The following is a 17559-nucleotide window of genomic DNA, read 5'->3' on the forward strand; positions in this document are numbered from 1 at the left end:
GGTCGGGTTCAAAAACCGTCTATTCCGGCCACACGTAATGTTTCAGCCAAGGTCTGTACGTGTGGGTCGCGAAAAAAAGCGCTCAGTTGCGCTGCGCGACCCGGGCCTATGCCATCGATGGCCAGCCAGGCCTGTGTGTCTCTGGCGACCAGCGTCTGCCAGTTGCCCTCCAGGTGGCTGCGTGCGGCAGGCGGTACACCCAAGGCCTTGAGCCATTGTGCAAAGGGGCGCTGCCGAGCGCGGTGAAGGCTGTCGAGCAGCCGCGTGCGGCTGCGCTCACCGAAGCCATCAATGTTAGCAAGCTCTGCCGCATCCAGGGTTAACCAATCGAGAAAGCCTGCGATTAGACCGGCCTGGATCAATATGTTCCACGTCTCGCGGCCTATGTGCGGCAATGCCAGGCCCTGGTCGCCGCTCAGCCAGGTAAGGCGTGCGAGTAACTGTTCTTCGCAGCCGGGGTCCAGTTGCCAGCAACTCAAGGCGTGAAAGTCCCGAGGGTCGGGCACTGGCAGGTCGACCCTCGTGGTATTGCGCAGGATCACTTGGTTCAGCCGAGGGATCACTTGGCCGGCCAGGCTGATGGACACCTGGTCGCCCGGGCGAATATCCAGGGCCTGCCAGCGCTTCAAGGAGCCGGCGCTTACCCGGCTGATCTGGCGGTCATCCAGGCGTACCGGCTCCAGCTCCAGAATGGGGGTGATGCGTCCGGTGCGGCCGATCTTGAACTGCACCTTGCGTACCAGAGCCAGGGCGTTGGACGCGGGGTACTTCCAGGCGACAGCCCAGTAAGGCGCACTGACCTGCCAGCGCTCGGCGGGTGCGCGTAATGCCTGGTGCAACACCACCCCGTCGCTGGCGAAGGGCAGTGGGTGGTTGTACCAGTAAGTGCGCCAGTGCACGGCGGCGGCGATATTCTGCACGGGCTGGCTATAGCGCTGGCTGTCGGTGAACCCCCAGCGTGCCAGGGTGGCCAGGCGTTCGGTAAAGGCTGCGGGGCCGTTCGGCCAGGCCCAGACAAACAGGCCGATGCCGGCGGCGTCGCTGTCACTCAACTGCCGGCGGTTCATCAGTCCGGCCACCTTGCTGCGCGCGTTGAGCCCGCCACGTGCCGACTGCACATGGTCGTCGAGGCGCCAATAAAGTTCGCCCTGCAGCACCAGATCGATGGGTTCCGGCAGTTGCTGGACAACGGCGGGGATCTTGCGCGCCGAGGCGGACCAGTCCTGGCCGAGTGCCCCATCGCCACGGCTGATCATCTGTTTCAACTGGCCCTGGCGGTACACCAGGGTCACCGCCACGCCGTCGACCTTGGGTTGAATCCACACGTCCTGTCGTGTGTCCAGCCAGGCGCCGACGGCCTGTTCACCCAGCAGTTTTTCCAGACCGGTATGGACGACCGGATGCGGCAAGGTGCCCCTGGCGCTGGCCAATGGGTTGTCAGGTTCGGTGGCGGGGTGGGAGAAGCACTGGCGCCAATGGGCCAGGCGTTGGCGGGCCTGATCGTAGAGTTCGTCGCTGACGGGGGATTGGCCGAGCCGGTGATAGCCGTCATCCCACAAACGGACTTGTTCGGCCAGTGGCGCTATCTGTGTTCGAGCCTCATCGGGGCAGTCCTCAGCCCAAGCCCAATAAGGTAGCGCAGCGAGTAAAAAAGCAATCTGTAAACGCATCATGAGCATCCTTGCTCGGAAAGGGCGCCCAGCCTAAATGATCGCTTCACCCACAAAAAAGCCCCGACGATGCGGGGCTTTTTACCGGGTGTTTCTGCTTACTTGAACAGGCCGCCCAGTGCTTTCACGGCATCAGGCTTATCAGCCTTGGCTTCCTGGGTTTGCTGCTTGGCGTCGGCTTTGGCCTGGGCTTCAGAAAGTTTGTCACAACCTTTGTTGATCTGGTCTTGCGCCGCTTTGAAGGCCTTCACTTTCAAGCTGTCTTTGCTGGCTTCGGCTGCATCGATCTTGGTTTGCAGGTCTGCGGATTGCTTTTGGCAGTCGCCGGAATTGCCGACACCCAGCTGGGAGCCCAGGGCGCCACTCAGTGCGCTCAGGTCGGCGGCGTGGGCCGACAGGGCGAACAAGCTGATCAGAAGGGCGGCAGGGGCGAGCGTGGAGATGCGCATGAATAACCTCAATGTTCGATTGTCTGCGCACTTATGAATCCCGGGCTGGCGCAGGGCAATATCCAAATAAGGTAGAGGCCCGAGAGGGCGCGGATTCTAGAGGGCCATTATTTCGCCTGCAAGTATTGGATCCAAAAAATGTGAAGAGGCTCCCGCAGCCAATAAAAAAGCCCCGCCGGGAAAACCCGGCGAGGCTTTGTGTACCGTGAGCGATTACAGGCCGGCGGCAGTGCGCAGGTCGTTGGCGCGGTCGGTTTTTTCCCAGGTGAAGGTGGTGAAGGTGTCGTCGCCGACGGTCTTCTGCGCAGGGGTGCGACCGAAGTGGCCGTAGGCTGCGGTTTCCTGGTACATCGGGTGCAGCAGGTCGAGCATGGTGGTGATCGCGTAAGGGCGCAGGTCGAAGATCTCGCGCACCAGCTTGACGATTTTGTCATCGCTGATCTTGCCGGTGCCGAAGGTATTCAGCGAGATCGACGTAGGCTGGGCCACGCCGATGGCGTAGGACACTTGAATCTCGCAACGCTCGGCCAGGCCGGCAGCCACGATGTTCTTGGCCACGTAACGACCGGCGTAGGCGGCCGAACGGTCAACCTTGGATGGATCCTTGCCGGAGAACGCGCCGCCGCCGTGACGAGCCATGCCGCCGTAGCTGTCGACGATGATCTTGCGACCGGTCAGACCGCAGTCACCTACCGGGCCGCCAATGATGAACTGGCCGGTCGGGTTGATGTGGAACTGGGTGTCCTTGCTCAGCAGTTCGGCCGGCAGCACGTGCTTGACGATCAGCTCCATCACGCCTTCGCGCAGGTCGGCGTAGGAAACGTCCGGGTTGTGTTGGGTCGACAGCACAACGGCGTCGATACCGACCACTTTGCCGCCTTCATAGCGGCAGGTCACCTGGGACTTGGCGTCCGGGCGCAGCCAAGGCAGCAGGCCGGATTTACGCGCTTCGGCCTGACGTTGCACAAGCTGGTGCGAGAAGGTGATCGGTGCCGGCATCAGCACGTCGGTTTCGTTGCTGGCGTAGCCGAACATCAGGCCCTGGTCGCCGGCACCCTGGTCTTCCGGCTTGGCACGGTCGACGCCCTGGTTGATGTCGGGCGACTGCTTGCCGATGATGTTCATCACGCCGCAGGTCGCGCCGTCGAAGCCGACGTCGGAGCTGTTGTAGCCGATGTTGGTGATCACATCACGGACGATCTGTTCCAGGTCAACCCAGGCGGTAGTGGTCACTTCGCCAGCGATGATCGCTACACCGGTTTTCACCAGAGTCTCGCACGCCACACGGGCGAACTTGTCTTCAGCAATGATGGCGTCCAGCACCGCATCAGAAATCTGGTCGGCGATTTTGTCCGGATGCCCTTCAGACACGGACTCGGAGGTGAAAAGGGAGTATTCGCTCATCTCGATGTTTTCCTGATATTTACCGATGGTGAGTGTCGCCAGTCGGCCGCTGAAAATGGCGGACCTGAATCTGGAAACCATTGCGTAAGCCTACATAGAGGCTTTCCCCGGGAACGAGTCCCGCAGCGGTGGCCCAACGGGCCAGATCGTCCTGTTCAAAACCCAACCAGAGATCACCGCAGGCCTCCCTGGCCCAATTCTGGTTGTGGCTGCATAAATCCGTAACCAACAGGCTACCGCCGGGGTGCAGCAACCCGGCCATTTGCTTTAAAGCGTCGGCGGGAGCGGCGAAATGGTGCAAGACCATGTTCAGCACCACGCAATCGGCCTTGATCGTTGTGCTGTTCAGAGCGTCCGCCAACTGCAGGCTGACATTGCCCAACGCCTCGCGCTCACAGAGCTGGCGCGCCAGTTCGAGCATCGCCGGGCTGTTGTCCAGCGCCGTGACCTGCTGAAAGCGGCGCGCCAGTTCCGGCAGGAAACCGCCATCCCCAGGCCCCACTTCCAGTGCCGTGGCCCCTTCACTGAAGCTCAGCTTGTCCAGCAGCGCCAGCACGCTGTCGCGGTATTGGGCCAGGCCTGCGATCAAGTCCTGTTGGGCGCGAAACTTCTCGGCAACCCGTGCGAAAAAATCCTGGCTCGCGGCAGCCCGTTGCCCATGGACCTGGCCGATGCGTGACTGCACGTCGTTTGGCAGGTTCAGGCTGTCCACTTCCTCAAGCAAGGCAGCGTGCAGCTTGCCGCCGAGCAGGTCGGTGTGGGGCAGGGCGCGGCGGTAGAAAATCGCATTGCCTTCGCGGCGAGTGGCGACCAGGTCGGCCTGGGACAGCACCTTTAAATGGTGGCTCATGCCGGACTGGCCGATGGCGAAGATCTGCGCCAGTTCCAGCACGCCGAATGAATCGTTGGTCAGTGCGCGTAATACGTTCAGGCGCAACGGGTCGCCAGCGGCCTTGCACAAGGCTGCCAGGTCTTCGCCGTCGTCAGGACGCAGGGTGGGCACGGGTAGGTTCATAAGGCCAGCAGTCTAGTGACGGGTGAGTATCCTCGCAAGGCCAATATCAAAAAGTTTTGATATTGGTCGATAAGTGGCGGTTATAAGCAGCCGCTATAACCTTTAAACGAACTGGTTAAAGGTTTCTGCAAGCGATTGCCGCCCAAAGCACAGGAAAAACATCCGCAAGTGACTATCTGTCATTGCCCGCAGGCGGTGGCTGAGGGAAAATGCCGGTCCTTTTTTCCGTTTCTTTTAATCATTCACTCTTCAAAATCCTCAGGAGAACAGCGATGCCCAGCCGTCGTGAGCGTGCCAACGCCATTCGTGCCCTCAGCATGGATGCCGTGCAAAAAGCCAACAGCGGCCATCCCGGTGCCCCGATGGGCATGGCGGATATCGCCGAGGTACTTTGGCGTGATTACCTGAAACACAACCCGAGCAACCCGTCGTTCGCCGACCGTGATCGCTTCGTGCTGTCCAACGGCCACGGCTCGATGCTGATCTATTCGTTGCTGCACCTGACCGGCTACGACCTCACCATCGATGACCTCAAGAGCTTCCGCCAGCTGCACAGCCGCACCCCGGGCCACCCGGAATTCGGCTACACCCCAGGCGTCGAGACCACCACCGGTCCCCTGGGCCAAGGCCTGGCCAACGCCGTAGGTTTCGCGCTGGCTGAAAAAATCCTGGGCGCGCAGTTCAACCGCGCTGGCCACGACATCGTCGATCACCACACCTATGTGTTCCTGGGTGACGGCTGCATGATGGAAGGCATTTCCCATGAAGTCGCTTCCCTGGCCGGCACCCTGGGCCTGGGCAAGCTGATCGCCTTCTACGATGACAACGGCATCTCCATCGACGGTGAAGTCGAAGGCTGGTTCACCGACGACACCCCTAAGCGTTTCGAAGCCTACAACTGGCAGGTGATCCGCAATGTCGACGGCCATGATCCGGAAGAGATCAAGACCGCCATCGACACCGCCCGCAAGAGCGCGCAGCCGACCCTGATCTGCTGCAAGACCACCATCGGCTTCGGTTCGCCGAACAAGCAAGGCAAGGAAGACTGCCACGGCGCCCCACTGGGTGACGCGGAAATCGCCCTGACCCGTGAAGCGTTGAAGTGGAACCACGGCCCGTTCGAAATCCCGGCTGATATCTACGCCGAGTGGGACGCCAAGGAAGCCGGTCGCGCCGCAGAAGCCGAGTGGGACCAGCGTTTTGAAGCCTACGCCGCCGAATTCCCGGCGCTGGCCATTGAGCTGAAGAGCCGCCTCAACGGTGACCTGCCGCTGGACTTCTCGGCGAAGGCCGACGAGTACATCGCCGAAGTGGCCGCCAAGGGCGAAACCATTGCCAGCCGCAAAGCCAGCCAGAATGCCCTGAATGCCTACGGTCCACTGCTGCCTGAGCTGCTTGGCGGTTCGGCTGACCTGGCCGGTTCCAACCTGACCCTGTGGAAAGGCTGCAAAGGTGTCTCGGCTGAAGACGCCAGCGGCAACTACATGTACTACGGCGTGCGCGAATTCGGCATGAGCGCCATCATGAACGGCGTGTCCCTGCACGGCGGCCTGGTGCCTTACGGCGCGACCTTCCTGATGTTCATGGAATACGCACGCAACGCCGTACGTATGGCCGCGCTGATGAAGAAGCGTGTGATCCATGTGTACACCCACGACTCCATCGGCCTCGGCGAAGACGGCCCGACGCACCAGCCGGTCGAGCAACTGACCAGCCTGCGTACCACGCCGAACCTGGATTGCTGGCGCCCAGCCGACGCGGTGGAATCCGCGGTGGCCTGGAAGCACGCGATCGAGCGTAAGGACGGCCCTTCGGCGCTGATCTTCTCCCGTCAGAACCTGCAACACCAGGTACGCACCGACGCACAGATCGCCGACATCAGCCGTGGCGGCTACGTGCTCAAGGACTGCATCGGCGAGCCGGAGCTGATCCTGATCTCCACCGGTTCCGAAGTGGGCCTGACCGTTCAGGCGTACGACAAGCTGACTGCCCAAGGCCGTAACGTGCGCGTTGTGTCCATGCCGTGCACCAGCGTGTTCGAAGCCCAGGACGCCGACTACAAGCAATCGGTCCTGCCGTTGCAGGTCAGCGCGCGTATCGCCATCGAAGCGGCTCACGCCGACTACTGGTACAAGTACGTGGGCCTGGAAGGCCGCGTGATCGGCATGACCACCTACGGTGAGTCGGCGCCGGCGCCAGCGTTGTTCGAAGAGTTCGGTTTCACCCTGGAAAACATCCTGGGTCAGGCTGAAGAGCTGCTGGAAGACTAAGGCTGTAGAGTGAGGTGGCTGGACTGGCCTCATCGCGAGCAAGCCCGCTCCCACATTTGGATTGCATTTCAAGTGTGGGAGCGGGCTTGCTCGCGATAGCGGTCGACCCGCCACCCTATTACCCAAGGTAATCGAGAACCCCATGCCCCAACCGCGTCCCTACAAAGTTGCACTCAACGGCTACGGCCGCATTGGTCGTTGCGTCTTGCGTGCTCTGTTCGAGCGAGGGGCGGCAGCCGGGTTTGAAATTGTCGCGATTAACGATCTGGCCGACATGGCCAGCATCGAATACCTGACACGCTTTGACTCCACCCACGGCCGCTTCCCCGGCGAAGTGCGCGTCGAAGGCGATTGTCTGCATATCAATGGCGACTGCGTGAAAGTGCTGCGCAGTGCCACCCCCGAGGGCATCGACTGGGCCGCGCTCGGCGTCGACCTGGTGTTGGAATGCTCCGGTGCCTATAACACCCGCGCCGATGGCCAGCGTTTCCTCGACGCCGGTGCGCCGCGTGTGCTGTTTTCCCAGCCGATGGCCAGCGAGGCGGATGTCGACGCCACCATCGTCTTCGGCATCAACCAGGATTGCCTGACCGGCCATGAGCTGCTGGTGTCCAACGCCTCCTGCACCACCAACTGCAGCGTGCCGCTGTTACGCCTGCTGGATCAGGCGATCGGCCTGGACTACGTGTCGATCACCACCATCCACTCGGCGATGAACGACCAGCCGGTGATCGATGCCTATCACCATGAAGACCTGCGTCGCACACGCTCGGCGTTCCAGTCGGTGATTCCGGTGTCCACAGGCCTCGCCCGCGGCATCGAACGCCTGCTGCCGGAACTTGCTGGGCGAATCCAGGCCAAAGCCGTACGGGTGCCGACGGTGAACGTGTCCTGCCTGGACATCACCATGCAAACCGTCAGCGACACTGATGCGACGGAGGTCAATCGGATCCTGCGCGACGCCGCTACCAGCGGCCCGCTCAAAGGCTTGCTGGCCTACACCGAGTTGCCCCACGCCAGTTGTGATTTCAACCATGACCCGCATTCGGCAATTGTCGATGCCAGCCAGACCCGCGTTTCCGGCCCGAGGCTGGTGAACATCCTGGCCTGGTTCGACAACGAATGGGGGTTTGCCAACCGAATGCTCGACGTTGCGGAACATTATCTGCATATCGCCTCTAAACAACCTCAACAGTAATTCAGGAACTGCGACCCATGACCGTGTTGAAGATGACCGACCTCGATCTGCAAGGTAAGCGCGTACTGATTCGCGAAGACCTCAACGTCCCAGTCAAGGACGGTGTTGTCACCAGCGATGCGCGAATCCTGGCCTCGCTGCCGACCATCAAGCTGGCCCTGGAAAAAGGCGCGGCCGTGATGGTCTGCTCCCACCTGGGTCGCCCGACCGAAGGTGAGTTCTCCGCCGAAAACAGCCTCAAGCCGGTAGCCGCCTACCTGAGCAAGGCTCTGGGCCGTGACGTGCCGTTGGTGGCTGACTACCTGGGCGGCGTTGACGTTAAGCCTGGCGACATCGTGCTGTTCGAAAACGTGCGCTTCAACAAGGGCGAGAAAAAGAACAGCGACGAATTGGCCCAGCAATACGCCGCCCTGTGCGACGTGTTCGTGATGGACGCCTTCGGCACTGCTCACCGCGCCGAGGGTTCGACCCACGGCGTGGCCAAGTTCGCCAAGGTTGCGGCTGCCGGCCCATTGCTGGCGGCTGAGCTGGATGCACTGGGCAAGGCCCTGGGTGCTCCGGCCCAACCGATGGCTGCCATCGTTGCCGGCTCAAAGGTGTCCACCAAGTTGGACGTGCTCAACAGCCTGAGCCAGATCTGCAACCAGCTGATCGTCGGCGGCGGCATTGCCAACACCTTCCTGGCTGCAGCAGGCCACCCGGTGGGCAAGTCCCTGTACGAGCCGGACCTGCTCGACACCGCCCGCGCCATTGCCGCCAAGGTCAGCGTGCCGCTGCCGGTGGACGTGGTGGTGGCCAAGGAGTTCGCTGAAACCGCCGAGGCTACCGTCAAGCTCATCGCCGACGTGGCCGCCGACGACATGATCCTCGACATCGGCCCGCAAACCGCGGCCAACTTCGCAGAGTTGCTGAAAGCCTCCCGGACCATCCTGTGGAATGGTCCGGTCGGCGTGTTCGAGTTCGACCAGTTCGGTAACGGCACCAAAGTGTTGGCCAAGGCCATCGCGGACAGCTCGGCATTCTCCATCGCCGGTGGTGGCGACACCCTGGCGGCCATCGATAAATATGGCGTTGCTGACCAGATCTCCTACATTTCCACCGGTGGTGGCGCATTCCTCGAATTCGTCGAAGGCAAAGTCCTGCCGGCCGTTGAAGTGCTGGAAACCCGAGCCAAAGGCTAAGGCTCGTGATCCGGAAAAGGAGCATTCCCATGATCAAGTCGTTGGCAATGGTGATCGCAGCGGGCCTGTTGGCCGGCTGCGGCAGCACGCCAAGCGCAGCGCCGGAGGCCGGGAAACCTGCCCCGGAGCGGAAAAAAAGCTGCTACCAGGCTGACTGGCAAGCCGAGACCATGCCGGTGATCAACAAGCGCATCGGCAACGACCGGCTGGAGAAATACGACTCTGCGCCCAACGGTCAGGAACAGGGTTGCCCTTGACGGGTCTGATCAACTAACCGACGGCATCGGCGGCCTTTGGCCCCGCTGCGAGGATTGGCAATGAAAGGCGTTTTCGCCCTGGCAGCCCTGGGCCTATTGGCCGGTTGCAGCAGCATGAACATGTTCAACAAGGCAGAACCGGAAGGTAAGTGGACCACCTGGACCTGCGACAGCAAGGCCGAGGTCAACTGGCGGTTCGCCAACCAGGCCCGCAGTGAGGTGGATGTACGCCTCGGCGGTTCCGACCAGGTTTATCGCCTCAAACAGGATGTGGCGGCTTCGGGCGTGCTGTACAGCAACGACCAGTTGGCGTTTCACACAAAAGGTGAGGAAGGCCTGGTTTACTGGGTTGCCACCGACGATTTGATTGGGCGCGGCTGTAAGGCTCAGTAAATAGAACGCGGTCTCAGCATCGATAAGACCAAAATGTGGGAGGGGCGGTGCGACGATTCGACTTGCCCCCGATAGCGGTGGATCAGCCAACAGAGTCATCACTGACAGGCTGTCATCGGGGGCAAGCCCCCCTCCCACATCAGCAATAACGATTCAGCACGGCAGGCATGCAAAGCCTGACCTGCAATAACTTGAATAGCAGCCGCCGCTACGGCAGGCTTGCACGATTAACGACCCTCGACCGGGAGAGACAACACAATGGCACTTATCAGCATGCGTCAAATGCTGGACCACGCAGCCGAGTTCGGCTACGGCGTCCCAGCCTTTAACGTCAACAACCTTGAGCAGATGCGCGCCATCATGGAAGCCGCTGACAAGACCGACTCCCCAGTGATCGTCCAGGCTTCGGCCGGTGCCCGCAAATACGCCGGTGCTCCTTTCCTGCGTCACCTGATCCTTGCCGCGATCGAAGAATTCCCACACATCCCGGTGTGCATGCACCAGGACCACGGCACCAGCCCTGACGTGTGCCAGCGCTCCATCCAACTGGGCTTCAGCTCGGTGATGATGGACGGTTCCCTCGGTGAAGACGGCAAGACCCCGACCGACTACGAGTACAACGTACGCGTAACCCAACAAACCGTGGCCATGGCCCACGCCTGCGGCGTCTCGGTTGAAGGCGAACTGGGTTGCCTGGGTTCCCTGGAAACCGGCATGGCCGGTGAAGAAGACGGCATCGGCGCCGAAGGCGTGCTGGATCACAGCCAGATGCTGACCGACCCGGAAGAAGCCGCCGACTTCGTGAAGAAGACCCAAGTCGACGCCCTGGCGATCGCCATCGGCACCAGCCACGGCGCCTACAAGTTCACCAAGCCACCGACCGGCGACGTACTGGCCATCGACCGCATCAAGGAAATCCACAAGCGCATCCCTAACACCCACCTGGTGATGCACGGTTCTTCCTCGGTACCGCAAGAGTGGCTGGCGATCATCAACCAGTACGGTGGCGACATCAAAGAAACCTACGGCGTACCGGTTGAAGAAATCGTCGAAGGCATCAAGTACGGCGTGCGCAAGGTCAACATCGACACCGACCTGCGCCTGGCGTCCACCGGTGCGATGCGTCGCCTGATGGCCACCAACCCGAGCGAATTCGACCCACGTAAATTCTTCGGCGCCACCGTGACCGCGATGCGTGATGTGTGTATCGCACGTTATGAAGCGTTTGGTACTGCTGGTAATGCTTCGAAGATCAAGCCTGTTTCGTTGGAAGCGATGTACCAGCGTTATTTGAAAGGTGAGTTGAACGCTAAGGTGAATTAAGCCTGAATGTTAAAATGCCTCGAAAAAAACCGCAGAAATGCGGTTTTTTTGAGGCTGTATTTTAGATTATAAATTTAAATAAGTTAATTAGGGGCGAAGCGCTTAGCGGGTTTTCTTCAACTCACACTTCACTAACATTGCCGAACAGCGATGAAGCTGTCGTTTATCCAGTTGTTATCATTGCCTGCATAACGGCGCTGGACATTTAATTGCCGGTGGTCAACAGTGCTGGTGGTAAATGTCCATGACTCCGTTGTGGCATTCGGTATAGTCGCATTTAGATGGCCAGTAGTGTTGACAGTATCAATTCTTTGACCTCCAGTAAATGGTGCTGATGATCCGCAAATAGAAATAGTTCCCGATATTGGTCCGTAGATATCATCAGCATTGGTAATGTTGATTACTATGTTGCGCCCTGTGTGTTCGACATATGTATCCGATGATACTAGCCATGATTTTATCCTTTCAAATAGATAATGGGTGGCCACGAGGGTCAGGTTGATTTGTTCGCGATAATCTGTTTTTTCGTGTTTCGATAGTAAGGTTAGATTCACGAAGGCTTTTAGTAACCTGTAAGAATTAACAGGTTTTTATAATGATTTGCTATAGCCGATAGCGCGGATGCTGAGATTTCTTGTTAAAGGCAGCCAGGCTTTGAGATCCGGTAAGGAGAAGCTCTGCATAGAGCCGTTGCGGGACCGTACTGGACGAAATTAAACTACGGGTAACTATTTCTAATTTGTATTTATAACTGTCAACGTTGACAGTGTCGCACGTTGGTCATTTTCTGCATGATTGGATGACTCATTCAAGAGAGGTATAGCCGCCATGTCACATTCATATCTTATAAAAGCACTTCAATATTTAGCCGCGATTGGAACGCTACTGCTGATGGGAAGTGCATACGCGGCACCGCTATTTTGCCCAGAAGTGTCAACGATCAAAGCCGAGAGCATTCAGTTTTCAGGTGAAGGGGGCTGGAAGGGCGAGCAGTTCATTGATAATGGTTCGATGATCCAGGAATATAAATTTTTGGGAGCTGCGATCAAGCAGGGAACAGACAGTGAAACCAAGGCGGCTTATAACTACGTGAGCTGTAATTACGGCGGTAAAGGCAAGGACGAGTATTTAAGATTGTCCCAGCGGTTTACCTTGCCTCCTATGGCTATAGGTTCCAACTGGAATGAAAATAAAGAATGCACAACGAGTAAGGTCACGGACTGTGCTTTTGAGCTGAAGAACTCAAAGGGACCTGCCCCGGTCACATTACCTGCCCAGTAGACAGGTAACATCTTCGAATGAAAAGTGCGGCCGCTCTTGGTGGGCGGCTACGCATTTACACGTCAGTAAAGGTGGTAAGGGGGCCGAATTTATTTAGATGTAGGCGTATATCAAGACGCCCGCAATGATTGCGGGCGTTTTCGACTCACGTTTTATCCGGGGGTGGATGTGTTGAACCCCCAGTGTTCAATCACCCCAAACACATCGCTCACGTCCTGCACCAGAATGCGTGCGGTATTGGAGGATACGAGGAACCCGGCAGACCCGAAGGTCTTCCACACACAACCACCATAAAGTAAACGCCGGGCGCAGATGCTTTCGTCATTGTATTCATGATGCTTGGGTACACACGTATCGTTAGGGCTGCGAAACCCTATCGCTGTTCAATGCCAGCGACGGGGCGAACTGTAAGCGTCGATCTGGCTGTAGGGTGCAGGGCCCTGTGGGAGCCGGGCTTGCCCGGCTCCCACAGGGGTTGGCGGCGTTTAATTGATTGTGTGAATCAGCGAAAAACCCGTTGATTCAAAGGAAGAGGCCTACTGGAAGCGAGTCCGGTCAGTGTTCACTCGTGATCAATATCCAACTTCGCAAACGTCACCTTCGCGCCTTCCTTGCTGTCCCCGCTGTTGTCCTGCACATACGCGCCCGCCTTGAAGTACAGCGGCTTGGCGGCCCACGCTGCGCCGATGCGCTCGTTCCACTCACTGTCAGCGGCATACACGCTGAGCAGCCCGGCTTTGTTGAGGTTGATCACGTAGGTAAAGCTTTTCTCCAGCGGCACATTGGAGGCGACGATGATCACGCGGCTTTCATCTTCATCCGGACGCATGCGCACCTTGGCAACGATGTTGCCGGTCTGGGTCTTTTCCTTGAACTGGTATTCGAGCTTGATCAGCGGCTTCTGGCTGTCGTAGGCGTGGATCTGGCCGATGACGATCTTGCCGCTGGAGGGCACCTGGTTGACCGCCAGGGTGGCGCGCAGGAAGTTGTCGGCTTCGGGGTAGGTCCAGTTGCGCAAGCGGCCGTCGGCGTAGGTTTCGCGCAGCTCGCTGCGTGGGTATACGGCGTTCTCGGTGCGGGTGCCGGTCACGGGTGTCCAGAATTGTACGTTGCTGCCTTCGGCCTGGAAGTATTGGTCATTGAAACCGCTCATCAGTTTCGGGGTGTCGATGGTGGCGGGCGGGGAGCCGACCGGAATGCTCAGGTTCCAGGTGGAGAGGTCGATCATGGCGTTGGCCTTTTACAGGGGTTGAAGGCTTTGGCCCGGGGGCCTGACAGGTTCTTTATAGGCGGTGGTCGGCCAGTTGTTAAACGTTTGCTGGCAATTTATTGGCGTCAAGGGAATGCCAAAAAGCCATGTTTCCCATGAACCGTGGGCTGTAGAGGTTGACCGTTAGTCGGCTGACTGAACTTTGGCGCAATGATGGCATCCACGTCACTTCTGATTTTCAGGATCCGGGGCTAGAGTGAGGCCTCAATGTTTGTCCGGGTTTTCTCTCAGAAGTGACCGGAGTAGACCTAAGGAAGAGACCTAGCATGGAATGCGCTCCACCTCATGGCGATGGCAGTTCTGTTCTTCTGGTGGTCGATGACTACCCAGAAAATCTGATCAGCATGCGTGCGCTTCTGCAACGTGATGATTGGCTGGTGGTGACTGCCGCGTCTGGTGTGGAAGCCCTGGAGTTACTGCTGCAACATGACGTCGACCTGGTGCTGCTGGATGTGATGATGCCCGGCATGGACGGCTTCGAGGTCGCCCGCTTGATGCGCGGCAGCCATCGCACACGCATGACCCCGATCATCTTTCTGAGTGCCAATGCCCAGTCGCCCGCCGCCGTGCTGGAAGGCTACGCCAGCGGCGCCATCGATTACCTGTTCAAACCTTTCGATCCGCACATCCTCAAGCCCAAGGTCCAGGCGTTGCTGGAGCACCAGCGCATTCGTCGGGCCTTGCAGTGCCTGAGCCATGACCTGGAGTCCGCCCGGGCTTTCAATGCGTCGGTGTTGGATAACGCCGCCGAGGGCATTCTGGTGGTGAGTGAAGAGGGCGTGATCGAATACGCCAACCCGGCGATTTCGCGCCTGCTCAATGCCACGATCCAGGAGCTGCAAGGCCAGGACTTCCTGAGTTTCCTGCAAAAACCCCATGTGCCTACCTGGCCGGATTCGCAGATGTACGCCGGCTACCGCCGAGGTGAAACCTGGCGCCTGCACGATGCGCTGCTGCGCACCGGCCGGGGCCAGCAGGTGCCGGTGGCGTTGTCCTGTGCACCGCTGCCCGCTGAACAGAAGGCCATGGTGGTGACGGTGCTGGATATGTCCGAAGTGCGCCACCTGCACCAGCAGCTGGAGTTCCAGGCCGTGACCGACCCGCTGACCGGTCTGCTGAACCGGCGCGGCTTCTACCAGGCAGTGGAAAACACGTTATCGCGCAGCGAGCGGACAGAGCAGTCCTTGGTGTTGCTGTACTTGGACCTCGACGGTTTCAAGCGGGTCAACGATTCCCTCGGTCATGATGCCGGCGACCGTGTGCTGCGCTGGGTCTCGGAGCAATTGCAGGGCTGTCTGCGTTCCTACGACATTATTGGCCGTATGGGGGGTGATGAATTCACGGCATTGCTGGAGCTGGAGTTTCCGGAGCAGGCGGCAAAAATTTCAGAAAAGCTGATCGAGCGAGTGTCGGTGTGCCAGCAGGTCGACGGTTTGGATGTGATGCTCGGGGTCAGCATCGGCATTGCCACCTTCCCGGACTGCGGTGCGGATTTGAGTGGTTTGCTGCGCGCGGCCGACATCGCCATGTACGAAGCCAAGCGTGCCGGTCGTCAGCAATATCGTTATTACGACCAGGAAATGAACGGCCGCGCCCGCTCGCGGCTGATGCTTGAAGACAGCGTGCGCACGGCGATTCAAAACAAGGATTTCACCCTGGTCTATCAGCCCCAGGTCTCGCTGGTGGATGGGCGTTTGCGCGGCGTTGAGGTGTTGTTGCGTTGGCAGCACCCCAGTGTCGGCGATGTGCCACCGGGGCTGTTTTTACCGTTGTTGGAAGAGGCGCGGCTGATCAGCCAACTGAGCGCGTGGATCTACCAGCAGATCGCCGCCCAACGCCAGGCATGGCAAGCCGCGTTTGACGATACGTTGGTGCTGAGCGTGAGCCTGAGCAGCAGCCAGTTCAATATGCCTAACCTGGTGAACCAACTGCAGCAGATGCTGGAGCGATATGGCCTGGAGGGGTACCAGTTGGAGGTGGAAATCAGCGAAGACTGCCTGATGAGTAACCTGGAAGAGGCCGCCAAGCAGCTCAAGTTGCTGCGCCGTATCGGGGTGCGTATCGCCCTGGATGACTTCGGCTCGGGGCAGTGTTCCCTGGCGCATTTGCGCGATCTGGCCTTCGATACGCTCAAGCTTGATCCGCAATTGGTTGCGCGGCTGCCGGGTTCGGTGCGGGACGCCGCGATGGCGCGCAGCATTATCGAGCTGTGCGGGCATTTTGAGGTGGTCGTGGTGGCCGAAGGTGTGGAAACCCAGGAGCAGGCCCAGTGGCTCAAGGCCCAGGGTTGCCCGTATATCCAGGGGCCGTGGGCGGCGCAGCCCTTGATGGCTGAAGAAGTGGTCGACTGGGCACGCGCCCGCGTGCGCTGAATTCGCTACACTGGCGCCCATCCGAATCCTGTTGCAGACCCCAATGACCGCGCTGAAATACCTCCAGGCTTACCCCGCTGCCCTCCAGGAGCAAGTACGCCAGCTGATCGCCAAGGACCAGTTGGGCGCCTACCTGGAGCAGCGTTACCCCGACCGCCATGGGGTGCAGAGCGACAAAGCCCTGTACGCCTATGCCCAGGCCTTGAAGCAGGAACACCTGCGCAACGCGCCGGCCATCGACAAAGTGCTGTTCGATAACCGCCTGGATCTGACCCACCGCGCCCTTGGCCTGCATACCACGATCTCGCGGGTGCAGGGCGGCAACCTCAAATCCAAGAAAGAGATCCGCATTGCCTCGCTGTTCAAGGAGGCCGCGCCGCAATTCCTGCGCATGATCGTGGTTCACGAGTTGGCGCACTTCAAGGAATCGGACCACAACAAGGCGTTCTACAAACTCTGCGACTACATGATGCCCGGCTACCACCAGGTGGAATTCGACCTGCGGGTGTACCTCACGTATCGCGACCTGCAGGGCAAACCCTGACCGCACAAGGCGACTGACCATGGATGTGAGCAAGACCAAAAGCAGCTTCTACCGCCGCCTGTACGTGGCGTACCTGATCGACAGCGGGCAGGCCAGCAGCGTCCCGGCGCTGACCGACGTTACCGGCATGCCCCGGCGCACCGCGCAGGACACGATTGCGGCACTGGCCGACCTGGATATTGTGTGTGAGTTCGAACAGGAAGACGGCGCCCGCAACCATGCCGGGCACTATCGGATTCGCGATTGGGGCGCGATTGATCGGCGTTGGATCGAGTTGAATCTCGCGTCCGTCAAACAAGTATTGGGTTATCCCTGAGGCCCTGCGTGGATTTGGCTGACGCTATCGGGAGCAAGCCCCCTCCCACAGTTTGAACTGCGAATACATTCAAATGTGGGAGGGGCGGTGCGACGATTCGACTTGCCCCCGATGGCGGCCTCAAGCGCGCCGCATCCCTATATGTGGAATGTCATCCTCCAGGTATTCCTCACCCGCCACCACAAACCCATACCGCCCGTAATACCCCTGCAAATGGGCTTGGGCTGACAGGAAGATCGGCGTCTCAGGCCAGATCTCGTCAACCTGCCTGAGGGTTTCTTCCATCATCTGGTGCCCCAGCCCGGTGCCCCGTGCAACCGGCGCCACGATCACACGGCCGATCACCACGTCACCGCCCTGGGACTCTGGATCCAGCAGGCGCAGGTAGGCCACCAGCTCGTCGTCTTTCCAGGCCATCAGGTGGTGGGTATCGCCCGCCAGGTCCTGCCCGTCGATGTCCTGGTAGACGCACTTCTGCTCGACAACGAAGACCTCGCTGCGCAAACGCAAAATGGCGTACAGCTGCTCCTTGCCCAGGTCGGTGTGATGCTTGCAGACCCAATCGACTGTCATGGTGTGATCTCACGTAAATGTCCGTTCTGGATAGTAAGCGCGA

16 protein-coding genes and 1 pseudogene are annotated in these 17559 nt (G+C 59.5%); 10 read left to right on the forward strand and 7 right to left on the reverse strand.

Annotated features, from left to right (window positions below; genetic code table 11):
• Positions 1-8 precede the first annotated feature (8 nt).
• The 4 genes from ligB to FIV39_RS16720 all read right to left on the reverse strand — a co-directional run bounded on the left by ligB (position 9) and on the right by FIV39_RS16720 (position 4538).
• Positions 9-1673: an NAD-dependent DNA ligase LigB gene (gene ligB, locus FIV39_RS16705; RefSeq protein WP_090401693.1), complete on the reverse strand. Its 1665-nt coding sequence runs from the start codon at positions 1671-1673 to the stop codon at positions 9-11.
• Between the two features lie 95 nt (positions 1674-1768).
• Positions 1769-2119 carry a hypothetical protein gene (locus FIV39_RS16710; RefSeq protein WP_090401694.1) on the reverse strand — a complete coding sequence of 117 codons (351 nt, stop codon included), beginning with the start codon at positions 2117-2119 and terminating at the stop codon, positions 1769-1771.
• Between the two features lie 213 nt (positions 2120-2332).
• Complete coding sequence (gene metK / locus FIV39_RS16715; RefSeq protein ID WP_090401695.1) at positions 2333-3523, reverse strand: methionine adenosyltransferase; 1191 nt, start codon at positions 3521-3523, stop codon at positions 2333-2335.
• 19 nt (positions 3524-3542) lie between these two features.
• Positions 3543-4538, reverse strand: coding sequence for an ArsR/SmtB family transcription factor (locus FIV39_RS16720; protein ID WP_090401696.1), 996 nt, complete (start codon positions 4536-4538; stop codon positions 3543-3545).
• Between the two features lie 272 nt (positions 4539-4810).
• On the opposite strand from FIV39_RS16720, the gene tkt reads away from it, so the two are divergent.
• The 7 genes from tkt to FIV39_RS16755 all read left to right on the forward strand — a co-directional run bounded on the left by tkt (position 4811) and on the right by FIV39_RS16755 (position 12441).
• Positions 4811-6808, forward strand: a complete 1998-nt coding sequence (gene tkt / locus FIV39_RS16725; protein WP_090401697.1) for a transketolase — start codon at positions 4811-4813, stop codon at positions 6806-6808.
• A 142-nt stretch (positions 6809-6950) separates the two neighbouring features.
• Entirely contained in the window at positions 6951-8006 is a 1056-nt protein-coding gene (gene epd, locus FIV39_RS16730) for an erythrose-4-phosphate dehydrogenase (RefSeq protein ID WP_090401698.1), read from the forward strand.
• A gap of 17 nt (positions 8007-8023) precedes the next feature.
• Positions 8024-9187, forward strand: coding sequence for a phosphoglycerate kinase (locus tag FIV39_RS16735; protein WP_090401699.1), 1164 nt, complete (start codon positions 8024-8026; stop codon positions 9185-9187).
• A 29-nt stretch (positions 9188-9216) separates the two neighbouring features.
• Positions 9217-9444, forward strand: coding sequence for a hypothetical protein (locus tag FIV39_RS16740; protein WP_090401700.1), 228 nt, complete (start codon positions 9217-9219; stop codon positions 9442-9444).
• 60 nt (positions 9445-9504) lie between these two features.
• The gene (locus FIV39_RS16745) at positions 9505-9837 is read left to right on the forward strand and encodes an MliC family protein (RefSeq protein WP_090401701.1); all 333 of its coding nucleotides are present in this window, start codon (positions 9505-9507) and stop codon (positions 9835-9837) included.
• Positions 9838-10095: 258 nt separating this feature from the next.
• The gene (gene fba, locus FIV39_RS16750; RefSeq protein WP_053128086.1) at positions 10096-11160 is read left to right on the forward strand and encodes a class II fructose-bisphosphate aldolase; all 1065 of its coding nucleotides are present in this window, start codon (positions 10096-10098) and stop codon (positions 11158-11160) included.
• Positions 11161-11988: 828 nt separating this feature from the next.
• The gene (locus tag FIV39_RS16755; protein WP_090401702.1) at positions 11989-12441 is read left to right on the forward strand and encodes a hypothetical protein; all 453 of its coding nucleotides are present in this window, start codon (positions 11989-11991) and stop codon (positions 12439-12441) included.
• Positions 12442-12593: 152 nt separating this feature from the next.
• Here the strand turns inward: FIV39_RS16755 and FIV39_RS33495 are convergent.
• Positions 12594-12683, reverse strand: a pseudogene (locus FIV39_RS33495) (fructose-bisphosphate aldolase); the annotation flags it as partial.
• A 320-nt stretch (positions 12684-13003) separates the two neighbouring features.
• The gene (locus FIV39_RS16765) at positions 13004-13669 is read right to left on the reverse strand and encodes a polysaccharide lyase family 7 protein (RefSeq protein ID WP_090401703.1); all 666 of its coding nucleotides are present in this window, start codon (positions 13667-13669) and stop codon (positions 13004-13006) included.
• 308 nt (positions 13670-13977) lie between these two features.
• Between FIV39_RS16765 and FIV39_RS16770 the strand changes: the two genes are divergently transcribed.
• The 3 genes from FIV39_RS16770 to FIV39_RS16780 are packed head-to-tail and all read left to right on the forward strand — an operon-like array spanning position 13978 to position 16943.
• Complete coding sequence (locus FIV39_RS16770) at positions 13978-16083, forward strand: putative bifunctional diguanylate cyclase/phosphodiesterase (RefSeq protein ID WP_090401704.1); 2106 nt, start codon at positions 13978-13980, stop codon at positions 16081-16083.
• A 43-nt stretch (positions 16084-16126) separates the two neighbouring features.
• Positions 16127-16627: a M48 metallopeptidase family protein gene (locus FIV39_RS16775; RefSeq protein WP_027606033.1), complete on the forward strand. Its 501-nt coding sequence runs from the start codon at positions 16127-16129 to the stop codon at positions 16625-16627.
• 19 nt (positions 16628-16646) lie between these two features.
• Complete coding sequence (locus FIV39_RS16780; RefSeq protein WP_090401705.1) at positions 16647-16943, forward strand: winged helix-turn-helix domain-containing protein; 297 nt, start codon at positions 16647-16649, stop codon at positions 16941-16943.
• Positions 16944-17063: 120 nt separating this feature from the next.
• Here the strand turns inward: FIV39_RS16780 and FIV39_RS16785 are convergent, their stop codons facing one another.
• The gene (locus FIV39_RS16785) at positions 17064-17516 is read right to left on the reverse strand and encodes a GNAT family N-acetyltransferase (RefSeq protein ID WP_090401706.1); all 453 of its coding nucleotides are present in this window, start codon (positions 17514-17516) and stop codon (positions 17064-17066) included.
• Positions 17517-17559 lie beyond the last annotated feature (43 nt).

Source organism: Pseudomonas grimontii (genome assembly GCF_007858185.1).
Classification (GTDB): domain Bacteria; phylum Pseudomonadota; class Gammaproteobacteria; order Pseudomonadales; family Pseudomonadaceae; genus Aquipseudomonas; species Aquipseudomonas grimontii.

Bases quoted from the DNA above. Each gene is read 5' to 3' on its own strand.
- fba (WP_053128086.1), top strand. From the start codon at position 10,096: ATGGCACTTATCAGCATGCGTCAAATGCTGGACCACGCAGCCGAGTTC.
- FIV39_RS16740 (WP_090401700.1), top strand. From the start codon at position 9,217: ATGATCAAGTCGTTGGCAATGGTGATCGCAGCGGGCCTGTTGGCCGGC.
- tkt (WP_090401697.1), top strand. From the start codon at position 4,811: ATGCCCAGCCGTCGTGAGCGTGCCAACGCCATTCGTGCCCTCAGCATG.
- epd (WP_090401698.1), top strand. From the start codon at position 6,951: ATGCCCCAACCGCGTCCCTACAAAGTTGCACTCAACGGCTACGGCCGC.
- FIV39_RS16710 (WP_090401694.1), bottom strand. From the start codon at position 2,119: ATGCGCATCTCCACGCTCGCCCCTGCCGCCCTTCTGATCAGCTTGTTC.
- FIV39_RS16765 (WP_090401703.1), bottom strand. From the start codon at position 13,669: ATGATCGACCTCTCCACCTGGAACCTGAGCATTCCGGTCGGCTCCCCG.
- FIV39_RS16775 (WP_027606033.1), top strand. From the start codon at position 16,127: ATGACCGCGCTGAAATACCTCCAGGCTTACCCCGCTGCCCTCCAGGAG.
- FIV39_RS16735 (WP_090401699.1), top strand. From the start codon at position 8,024: ATGACCGTGTTGAAGATGACCGACCTCGATCTGCAAGGTAAGCGCGTA.
- metK (WP_090401695.1), bottom strand. From the start codon at position 3,523: ATGAGCGAATACTCCCTTTTCACCTCCGAGTCCGTGTCTGAAGGGCAT.
- FIV39_RS16770 (WP_090401704.1), top strand. From the start codon at position 13,978: ATGGAATGCGCTCCACCTCATGGCGATGGCAGTTCTGTTCTTCTGGTG.
- FIV39_RS16755 (WP_090401702.1), top strand. From the start codon at position 11,989: ATGTCACATTCATATCTTATAAAAGCACTTCAATATTTAGCCGCGATT.
- FIV39_RS16745 (WP_090401701.1), top strand. From the start codon at position 9,505: ATGAAAGGCGTTTTCGCCCTGGCAGCCCTGGGCCTATTGGCCGGTTGC.
- ligB (WP_090401693.1), bottom strand. From the start codon at position 1,673: ATGATGCGTTTACAGATTGCTTTTTTACTCGCTGCGCTACCTTATTGG.
- FIV39_RS16780 (WP_090401705.1), top strand. From the start codon at position 16,647: ATGGATGTGAGCAAGACCAAAAGCAGCTTCTACCGCCGCCTGTACGTG.
- FIV39_RS16785 (WP_090401706.1), bottom strand. From the start codon at position 17,516: ATGACAGTCGATTGGGTCTGCAAGCATCACACCGACCTGGGCAAGGAG.
- FIV39_RS16720 (WP_090401696.1), bottom strand. From the start codon at position 4,538: ATGAACCTACCCGTGCCCACCCTGCGTCCTGACGACGGCGAAGACCTG.